At 45.3% G+C, this 10544-nt stretch carries 7 protein-coding genes; 4 read left to right on the plus strand and 3 right to left on the minus strand.

Features of this window, described 5'->3' with window-relative positions; all coding sequences use genetic code 11:
* Position 1: 1 nt before the first annotated feature.
* The 4 genes from MKZ16_RS11905 (at position 2) to MKZ16_RS11920 (ending at position 5229) form a co-directional block, all read left to right on the plus strand.
* Entirely contained in the window at positions 2-967 is a 966-nt protein-coding gene (locus tag MKZ16_RS11905) for a 2,3-diaminopropionate biosynthesis protein SbnB (RefSeq protein ID WP_076104643.1), read from the plus strand.
* Between the two features lie 202 nt (positions 968-1169).
* The gene (locus MKZ16_RS11910) at positions 1170-3143 is read left to right on the plus strand and encodes a serine hydrolase domain-containing protein (protein WP_076104644.1); all 1974 of its coding nucleotides are present in this window, start codon (positions 1170-1172) and stop codon (positions 3141-3143) included.
* A 59-nt stretch (positions 3144-3202) separates the two neighbouring features.
* A complete protein-coding gene (locus tag MKZ16_RS11915) occupies positions 3203-3880 on the plus strand; it encodes a response regulator transcription factor (RefSeq protein ID WP_076104645.1) in 678 nt (225 codons plus the stop codon).
* The gene (locus MKZ16_RS11920; protein ID WP_076104646.1) at positions 3877-5229 is read left to right on the plus strand and encodes a HAMP domain-containing sensor histidine kinase; all 1353 of its coding nucleotides are present in this window, start codon (positions 3877-3879) and stop codon (positions 5227-5229) included. The genes MKZ16_RS11915 and MKZ16_RS11920 overlap by 4 nt, the downstream gene beginning before the upstream one ends.
* Positions 5230-5231: 2 nt before the next feature.
* On the opposite strand, the gene MKZ16_RS11925 is transcribed toward MKZ16_RS11920, so the two are convergent.
* From MKZ16_RS11925 to MKZ16_RS11935, 3 genes are all read right to left on the minus strand, one after another.
* Positions 5232-5867, minus strand: a complete 636-nt coding sequence (locus tag MKZ16_RS11925; RefSeq protein ID WP_051491631.1) for a TetR/AcrR family transcriptional regulator — start codon at positions 5865-5867, stop codon at positions 5232-5234.
* A gap of 46 nt (positions 5868-5913) precedes the next feature.
* A complete protein-coding gene (locus MKZ16_RS11930; RefSeq protein WP_179090005.1) occupies positions 5914-7104 on the minus strand; it encodes a pectin acetylesterase-family hydrolase in 1191 nt (396 codons plus the stop codon).
* A gap of 172 nt (positions 7105-7276) precedes the next feature.
* On the minus strand, positions 7277-10423 hold the full coding sequence (locus MKZ16_RS11935; protein ID WP_076104648.1) for an alpha-mannosidase: 3147 nt from the start codon (positions 10421-10423) through the stop codon (positions 7277-7279).
* Positions 10424-10544: the final 121 nt, after the last annotated feature.

The raw sequence follows: 10544 nt of genomic DNA on the forward strand, positions 1-10544 counted from the left end.
AATGCTGTATTTAAACGATCGGGACATCCGGGAGGTGGGGCTTGATTGGCCTTCTCTCGTGGAATCGATAGAAACTACGGTGCGCATACTTGATTCTGGAGATTACGCGCAGCCCGTAAAACCTTACCTAAGGTATAAAAATCCTCAAAATCGTATTATTGCAATGCCCGCATACGTAGGGGGGAACGTGAACGCAGCAGGGATCAAATGGATTTCCAGCTTCCCGGATAATATCCAGGTTGGTCTTCCCCGCGCGCATAGCATCATTGTCTTGAATGATCCCATTACGGGCGAGCCTATATCCGTCCTAAGCTCTCCGCTCCCCAGCATCGTAAGGACAGCTTCCATCAGTGGACTGATGATTGGTCACTTTTTGCAGGCTCGTTCACTTGAACGGATTCATCTTGGTATTATCGGCTGGGGACCAATCGGGCAATATCATTTTCAAATGGTTATGGCATTGTACGGAGATCGAGTTGAACGTATCCGCATCTTTGATATAAGGGAAGTAGATTTGTCAGACATCTCATCTATATATAAGGATAGGATAGAAGTGGAGGAGACGTGGGCGGGCGTTTATCGAAAGTCCAATATCTTTATCACCTGTACCGTATCCAATCATAGATATATTGATATACTTCCGGTGGAAGGTAGTCTTCTACTGAATATTTCACTGCGTGATTATAAGCCTGAGGCATTAGCTTCGGTGAAGGCCATAATCGTCGACGACTGGGATGAGGTGTGCCGCGAGAATACTGACATACAGCAGCTCCATCTGAAACATGGGTTAACTCGTGCCGATACCCGAATGATTACCGATGTCGTCTCGCGCCATTGCCTGAATGAACTCAGAGCAGATGAGCCGATTTTCTTTTGTCCGATGGGCATGGCGGTTTTTGATATCGCAACAGCGGTATACTTCGTGAAGAAGGCGAGAGAAAAAGGGATCGGGACTGAGCTACAGTAAGGTGGTAGGCATACGTTCGCTATGGGATTTTTTTATAGGTTTTTCTGATGTAACTAGACTATGATCCGTCCCTTTTAAGGGTGGATTGCTGTCTAGTTTTTTTATTGTCTTGTTAACGTTCCATTCATAATACTCTGATAATCTCTATAAGTGTTAGGCGGATGATCATCCACCCCAATAAATGATGACTCGGAGGATAATAATGTTAACACCTATGAAAAAAAGGCTGATCGCTGGTCTGACCCTATTGGCTGTGATTAGTGCCGGCTTAGGCGCAAGCTTGGTATTTCCCGGGAAACAGGCCTCGGCTGAGACCCAAAAGGGTCAAACCACGCTGCCGGCAGCTCAAATTGAAGCATCTGCCAATCTCGATGATACCGCAGGACTGACTAGCTTCGTTGATGGAATTATGGAAAAAGATATGAACCGGCTGCAAATTCCGGGAGCGGTTATCTCCATTGTAAAAGACGGCAAGATTATTTTAGCCAAAGGTTATGGCAGTTCTAATCTGGAAGAAGCGGCACCGGTTGATCCGACAACCAGCATGTTTCGAATCGCTTCAACAACAAAGCTGTTCACCTGGACAGCGGTGATGCAACTGGTCGAACAAGGCAAGATAGATCTGGACACTGATATTAACACCTACCTGAAATCAGTGAAGATCCCTGCTACTTATCCTGAGCCGATCACGATGCGCCATTTGATGACACATACAGCGGGGTTTGAAGAGGGTGGAGTGGGTTATCAAATCACTACCGACCCTGCCAAATTGCCGGGATCAATCTCGGAAACACTTAATGAGCATATGCTGGCACGGGTAAGACCTCCCGGAGAGATGAGTTCTTATTCGAACTTCGGGGCTACACTCGCGGGTCTGATAGTGGAGGAAGTCAGCGGTGTTCCTTACAATGACTATATACAAAAGTATATTTTCGATCCGCTCGACATGAAATATTCGACTGTGGTAGAGCCTTTGCCGGAGTCATTCATACCCAATCAAGTTGTAGGGTACACGAGTGAGAACGGCAGTTTTATTCCTGGCACACCTACCTTCGAGGGCGGCTTTCGTCCTGCCGGCTCGGGTACAGTATCAGCAGTAGATATGGCGCACTTTATGATTGCCCATCTGCAGAACGGGAAATATGGTGACCAGCAGATTCTTAGAACCGAGACCGCAGAACTAATGCATTCAACGGCGTACCAATTTGATAAACGTCTGCCGGGAGTAGATCTGGGGTTCTCTGAGAAACGCATCAATGGTCTTAGACTAATCACTCATGGTGGTTCCGACCCCATGTTTAATACTGAGTTTTATCTTGTGCCTGCCAAGCAAATAGGTATCTTTGTTTCCTATAACGGCGGTCAGGGCGGTGATTCCGCGGCAGGCCTAGTCCATGCCTTTTGTGAGCGTTATTATCCCGATCCTGAAGCGAAGCAGCCTGAATTCTCCACTTCTGCGGAATCTGTTCAGAAATATGCGGGAACCTATCAATTCACACGCCGTAACCACAGTGATATTGATAAATTTTTCAATTTTTTTGCCCAGCTAAATGTTAAGGTAGAGGAGAATAAGCTATCTTTGGGAAGTGGTAGTGAACAACAGCTGTACAGAGAAATCGGTCCGAATCTGTTCCAGCTCGAGGGAGGTACCGAACAAATAGGCTTCCGCACAGATGAGTCCGGTAAGGTTACACATATGCTCTTAGGTCTGGCACCGGAAATGCCGCTGGAGCGTACGCCACTCTTGAATCAGAATAAGTTTTGGCTTATCATACTTGGCGGCTCGGGGTTGATTTTCATCACTGCATTGCTTGGGCTAATCTTCTCCAGACGCAAGATCAAGGCGATGACGCCTCCGGAAAAGTGGGCCGTCCGCTTATCTGCGGGAACTGCCGGGTGGGCGCTGCTATCTTTCGTCACGATATTTATGGTGGTTATGTCCATGGACACGATGCAGAAGTTCAGTGGTATCAGTCTTTCGCTTTCTCTCAGTTTAGTTATGCCAATCCTTTTGGTTGGTCTGACTTTAGCTTTGCTAATCTCGGCTATACTGGTTTGGAAGAATAAATACTGGACAGTTTTCAAGCGTGTGCATTATACACTAGTGGCACTTTCGGCTGTAGCAATAACTCTGTTTTTCTACTATTGGAACCTGTTGGGTTGGCAGTTCGGATAACTTCGTTTCTTGTCAAGAATTTATCATATATAATGTAAGCTTATGAGAGGAGGACAATCGTGGCTACTATACTTATTGCTGATGATGATGATAACATCCGAAAGCTAATGTCTTTGTTTTTGCGAAAAGAAGGTTTTGACCTCAAAGAAGCCAGGGATGGCACCAAAGCGCTGTCCATTATAGAGAACTCGCGAGTCGATCTCGTCATCCTAGATATTATGATGCCAGGATTGGATGGTTGGGATCTGTGCAGAGAAATCAGGCGCTCTGATGCCAACATTCCCCTCTTCATGGTGACGGCTAAAGGAGAATCTGCACATAAAGTGAAAGGTTTTCAACTCGGCACGGATGACTATCTGACCAAACCGTTTGATCCGCTTGAACTGGTGATGCGAGTAAAAGCTTTGCTTAAACGCTCGCTGGTCGTTTCTTCCCAGTCTGTGCAGTTGGGCAATGTGGTGCTTAACCGCCGCACTTTCCAGGTTACGCGTGATGAAGAACCGGTAACGATTCCTTTGAAGGAATTTGAGCTACTGTTTCTGTTGGCTAGTCACCCCAGGCAAATCTTCACAAGAGAACAGTTGATTTCTCAAATCTGGGGATTGAACTATGAAGGAGACGGCCGGACTGTAGATGTGCATATAAGCCGGTTGAGGGAGAAATTCTGTGGTAACGACGAGCAATTTCAAATCGAAACGGCCCGCGGCCTAGGATACCGGCTAATCCCTGCGTTATGATCAAGACATTGTATGTACGCGTCGTTCTCACGTTTCTAGGCATCATTATCTTTAGTCTGATCTGTTCCTTTTTCATTGGTTTGTATGTCTTTCAGAAACAAATAAGTTACGAGGGACAGAATGAAATGATCACAGTGGGGAAGGAGATCATTCACCGTTATGATGACGCCAAGCCTGAGGATACAGACGAGTTCTTGAATAGTATGGTTAAGGTATCTGCATACCCTATCCACCTGTATAATCATTCCGGGGAATATACCTTCTATGGGCTCAAGGATAGTCCGGCCGTCACTATCACCCGCGATGCTGTGAAACAAGTGCTGCAAGGAAAACTCTATCGTTCCTCTGCGAAAGATAAGGATACCTTTATCGGGATGCCCTTTATGTTTAACGGGGAGTGGCAAGCAATGTTCTTGCAGTATTCTGCCGAGAACGAAAATATCGTCAATCGGATGCTGCTCTTTGTGCTTTTACTCGTGCTTTTACTGGGTAGTCTATGCATTCTTATTGCCGCCAGATATTTGGTGGAGCCGATCAAAGCTTTGACGAATGCGACAAGAAGGCTAGCCAAGGGTGATTTCGAGGTAGCGCTTAAAGTAAACCGAGTAGACGAAATAGGGGAACTGACACAAAGCTATGTGGAGATGGCCGGGGAGTTGAAGCAGTTAGAACAGATGAGGCAGGATTTCGTATCCAACGTGTCTCATGAAATTCAGACACCGCTTACGTCTATTTCCGGCTTTGCTAAGGCATTGCAGAACAATGATCTAATCATGGAAGAGGAACGTTCTGAATATCTTGATATCATCAATGCTGAGAGTGAGCGTCTGTCGAGGTTAAGTGATAATTTGCTGAAGCTCGCTTCCCTGGATTCTGAACATCATCCTTTTAACGCAGATTCCTTCAATCTTGACGAGCAGATTAGAACCATCGTTGTGACCTGTGAGCCACAATGGTCAGCCAAAGGCATCGTTATCGATCTTGAGCTGCCGGAAGCTGTCAAAATTAAGGGTGATGAAGATCAGCTGAAGCAAGTATGGATGAATTTGCTTAGCAACAGCATCAAGTTCACACCGGAAGGCGGGAACATCCGCATCAGTATAGATGACAGTGCAGCAGATGTATCGGTCACCATCAGTGATAACGGGATCGGGATTTCCCCGGAAGAGTTCAACACCGTATTCCAAAGATTTTATAAAATAGACAAGTCACGGAATGGAAACAACAATGGCAATGGCTTGGGACTTGCAATCGTTAAAAAAATTGTCTCCCTGCATCAGGGAAACATAGAAGTGGACGGTGCGGTTGGAGCGGGAACGACGATTATCGTCAGTTTGCCCCATAAGTGAAATTAAGGGTTTGTCTCATTCTTGGATTGCCGTACGCCAAACATAATGAAATCCTTGAATTGCCGGTCCATAACCCGATCTTCCTCCGTAACCACACCCCCCCGCTGATGAGTAATAATGACGGCTTTTTGTAAATACATGAAATACAGGTGGGTGGACTTGTGCAGAATGTCCAGCCACTTATTTTTTTCCTCCGGAGCGACTGAAATTGTCTCAAGGAGAATTAACCGTGAATACCAGCCTTCCATAGCCTGCTTAAAGTCAGGAAGTTCCGCGGGATTTTTGGAAAGCGTGCTGTAGTAAACTCCAAAAATGGCATCATAGTAGATCAGGGCTTCCTGATGATCTCTTAACGCCAGATATTTATCGAGAATGTTCTCCAATGACTGTACAGGGTGTTCAAAATCAAAATCAAACAGCAGCTGTCCAAACATCCGCTCCAGATTTAGGGCATAAATTTGAGCGGCTAACTCTTCCTTGTCCTTATAATGATGATACAAAGTACGCCGGGAGATGCCGGCTTGTTCCGCAATCTGTGCCATATCCGTGCGCTCAATACCTTGGGCACAGAATAAGCTAAGCGCTGTATCCTTAATGATCTCCCTTGTCATTTGCATTTGCTTTTCCCGCAAATTCATTGATTTTCTCTCCTGTCTTGTTGCAACTCTTCCGCTGCTTCTAGCACTATTTCTGAGCTGGCTTCGAATTCATGAGGAATTTGCTGCCCACTGAATAGGGGTTCTGCCGGTTGATCGCATCACCTAACCAATTCAGAAGCTTCACACTATCCTGTTCAGCCTGAAAGAAGGTCTCTCTGGTGGCAAAAGTGTGCGGAGTTGTACCCGTCTTAGCGTTCAGTCCATAGTCGGTGAGATAGTAATAATAATTAGGTAAAGTGGCTGCCAAAGAAGAAACAGATTGCCGCATTTCCTGTGACCACTCATTAATGATGCTTTGATCTCTTGGCCCCTTGTAATCGTTGATGTTGTTCTGAAAGTGGATTAGAATCTCGTCAAATACCGAGTAGGATTGCAATATTATCGCATTTGCAGGAAGTAGATGGCCGTTCGCTTTAAAAGCTGCCCCGATGATATCCGCTTCAGGGGCATATCCGAAGTTCTTCCCGAAGTCTGCTTGCCATTCCTGATTCACAACATTTGGCCACTTGTCTGATTTCAGGAAGGAACTGTCTGAATATTGGAAGATCTCAGAGTCCTTGTAATGAGAGGCGATCTCAGGAGCCCAAAAAGCGGATCCGAATCCACCAGCACTTTCGCCAGCAATCAGTAGTTTGCCGGGTTTATCCACGTTGGCATATATCCAATCGAGGCTGCTTCGCACATTATTGCTGCCGTTATAACGCATAGTAAAGGGGCTGCCGTCCTCTTTTTTATATTCAACTGTGCGGTTGCCGATATGGAAGTCACCGGTCGAATAGGGAAGGTAGACCACATTCCAGCCATGAAATGGATTGGCAGGGTTATCCGTATCCATCATGCCTCTCAGCAATGTAAGTATATAGAAGGGGATGTTGGGGAAATAGTTGCCTGTATCTCCACCTTTAATAAAGTTCATAAGCTTGATGGGGTGTGCGGCACTTTGGGCATCCCAGCTGGCCCCGCCCCCGGAAAAGAAGATGATCCAGTTATTATTTTCACCCTTTTTATTCCACAAAAAATACTCTGATCCATCACTTGATATGACATTTCCGTCTAGCGTGACTTTATTCCACTTGTAAGGCTTCACATCCGCGATTACGGGGGTGGTAGTCGCCGGTCTTTTGATTACAAAAGCGCTGATTGCAAACATGGCAATCAAAACAAGGCTGAATAACCCAATACCTGTGAATATTGTGATTTTCCTCATTTTTCTCATATCCATCTCTCCCTTACTCGGAGTATACGTCAAGATTACTCATTGCACAAGGTGTATACTTAAAAGCATAAGAAACAATCGTGAGAAAATATATAAAGAGGTGTCCTCGCAGCCTTTGATCCATGGCTACAGAGACACCTCGATTTTTGTATGTTACTTTATTTTTTGTGTATTACTTTATTAATTTCTCTGCTTCGATTTCAAATGTTTTTAGTTCGTAAGGTTCAAGTATAAAAGTAATGACAGGTTCAGTGTGGACTTCCCCTTCAGGACGCTCCATTAGATTACACTCTTGCCACGAAATAATATTCAAGTCGCTAGTCATATCAATTTGCTGGCGGCTTCCGGAATAGTCGTGCACACGTACGATTAATTTTTGACCATCCTCAGACTTCTTAATCGCAGAAACCATAACCGTTTGAGTAGAAAGGCGAATAAGCGACTTGGTTGCTACTTCTGCTTGACCCATGGTGCTCCGTAGAGGGTTGTTGACGGACCAAGCTTGACGGACGGTGTCACCCTGTAGCCAATCCCCAGTATGAGGCAGGATAGAGTAGGTGAAAGTATGTTCGCCTTGATCCGCTTCAGGGTCAGGGTGCGTTGCCGATTTGATTAAGGATAGACGCATCACATTATCCTTGATGTCATAACCGTATTTGCAGTCGTTCAGCAAGCTAACGCCATAACCACGATCTGATAAATCCGCCCACTGATGCCCCACAGTCTCGAATCTAGCGTAATCCCAGCTAGTGTTCCAATGTGTTGGACGCGTAACATTACCGAACTGGATATCATAAGTGGCTTCGGTAGCTCGTATCGCAACAGGGAAAGCTACTTTCATTAGCTGTTGTCGCTCATGCCAGTCTACCTTCGTCACGAAATCGATACGACGATGGTGTGCATGTAAGATCATTTGCTGCTTAATCGTGGAATCCATATAACTCCATGTGAATTGTACAACACATCGCAGTGAACCCTTTTCTATGACTTCAATGCTGCGGCAGTCGGTGACTTCACGTTTCTTTTGCTGATAGTAGATGTCAATGTCCCAAGCTTCATGGGCTAGGGGTTTATCTTCAAACACTTGGAACACGTTACCGTGACTTCCGTTTGCTAATACTTGTCTTTGTTCATTTATATCATAGATGGATACTAATTGACCTTGTTCGTTCCATTCAATTTCGAAGTGAGGCGTTGAAATTCCTGATTCATTTAGCTTGAATGGAGCGCTTAGAGACTCGGAATTCACATCTTCTACGAAGGAAATGGTTGTGTATCCGAGAGAAGGAATGTTAGATACTTCAACGATCCAGCGGTCACCTTCACGTTGAGCTTGTAGTTGTTTTCCTTCTGAGCTTATCCAATGTCCTGTTTCCATCCCGGCTTCAACAGTAATTTCTACGAGTTCTGTCAGCTCCCAAGCAGCATTGTTCCAGATCGTATATTTACCGGCTTCATTTCCGCTCACAAGTGCCTTACTGGATTGCTCCCAGACAGACTGACCTATTGCTTCTGCTTGTGCATATTCAATCGTACTGTCTTCATATACTTCACGAATCGAAGAGCCCGGAATAATATCATGGAATTGGTTGCGCAAAATAATTCTCCAGCCCTCGTCTAAATCGGTCTGACGATAGTTCGACCAGTCACCTGTCATCACACTTTGCAGTGTATTTAGCCATTCCGCCTCACGGTATAGCAGTTCAAGCTTACGGTTCATCCGCTTATTGTAGGCTTGGCTTGTATAGGTGCCGCGGTGATATTCTAAGTAAAGCTCGCCATCCCATACATGGACATAACGATCCGTATTTGCAACAGTTTCTTGCAAGTTACGGAAGTAGTCTCCCGCTGTTCCTGTTTCAATCTTCGGCAGACCGGGAAGATCGTTTAGCCGACGGCGCATCTCTAGCATTTCACGGTTCACACCCCCGCCACCATCGCCATATCCGTAAGAAAGTAACAGATTGCGATTCACTTCTTTATCCCGGTAGGTATCCCAAATTCCTTTTACAGTCTTAGGAATAATCCGGCCATTATAAGTGTAGAACCAAGAATCTTCTTCGGACCAAGGCTCTGGCGTTGTAATAAAATGTGTTAACACCTCTGTGCCATCAATCCCACGCCATTGAAAGGTATCATGTGGCATCCGGTTATATTGATTCCAGCTAATTTTTGTGGTCATGAAGGTATTAATTCCTGATTTTTTTAGAATTTGTGGCAAGGACCAGCTGTAGCCAAATACGTCCGGCAGCCATAAATAGTCACATTCAACCCCAAATTCATTACGTAAGAAGCGAGTTCCATACAGTAATTGACGGACTAGAGACTCTCCTGAGGTCAAGTTGCAATCTGCTTCAAGCCACATGCCGCCGCCAGCTTCCCAGCGTCCTTCAGCCACACGTTCACGAATATTTTCGTAGATTTCTGGATAGTCATTTTTGATATATTCATAGAGTTGCGGCTGAGTCTGTAAAAAGGTATAGTCCGGGAACATTTCCATCAGACGTAGTACGGTTGAGAAGGAACGCGCACATTTCTCACGGGTGTGTTTCAATTGCCACAACCAAGCCACATCAATATGGGTATGGCCAATACAGGTAACGGTGACGGGTGAGGACTTCTCCATTTTATTAATTTCATCACGCAAATAATTGCGGGCTTTCCCGATCGAAGCATAGAAGTTGTCTGAACCAGGACGAGACCAGTCGATCAGAAGAAAGGAGCGGTCTACTGTACTCATAAGTTGTGTATATTCTGGAGTTTTGGCATCGAGTACGTTCAGCGTCTCGACTACAGCAAGCGCGGTAAAATAGAAATCATCCGTTGCTTCATCCAGCCAACAAATTTCAGCCATGCGAATGCCATGTGTCTGATCCTTTTTAGGGCCGCCTCCTTCGAGTCCCGACCATAACCGGAAGGTCAGTGGAAGCTGAGTGCCTACCGTTTCATTTGGCAAGAACACTTCGGTATGATTGGAATCTACACCTTGATAGGGTTTGCCGTTGAAAAAGAATAAGGATTCAAATCCGGAGTTGTTTCCAGCACCCGTCTCGCCAAAATCAAATCGACCCAGTACTCTACGGCCTGCCCAAGTAGCGGGTACGTCTATATTTGTCGTTAGCCATAAATACAAATCGCGGCCTTTCCAGGTATCGCCAACTCGTAGCTCAGACCATTCTCCATCCACGGGCGGTTCGGCTGCAATTTCACCTTGTTCGTCAATCATTGAGTTGAAAAAAGGAATGTGTATACGATCCCGGTAACGATATTCGGAAATTTCGTTTAGTTGGGAGTTGAGTTTGCGTTTGGTTAGAAACATGAGTAATAGCCCCTCCAATATGTTGATGGGGGACGAGGAAATTAAGATCTATTTGGGTTATTATAGGTTTGTTTGGGGGGTAGAAATCAACTATAGACGATTTTTTGTGAGTTGTAAACTC

The organism is Paenibacillus sp. FSL R5-0928 (assembly GCF_037970385.1).
Classification (GTDB): domain Bacteria; phylum Bacillota; class Bacilli; order Paenibacillales; family Paenibacillaceae; genus Paenibacillus_AQ; species Paenibacillus_AQ odorifer.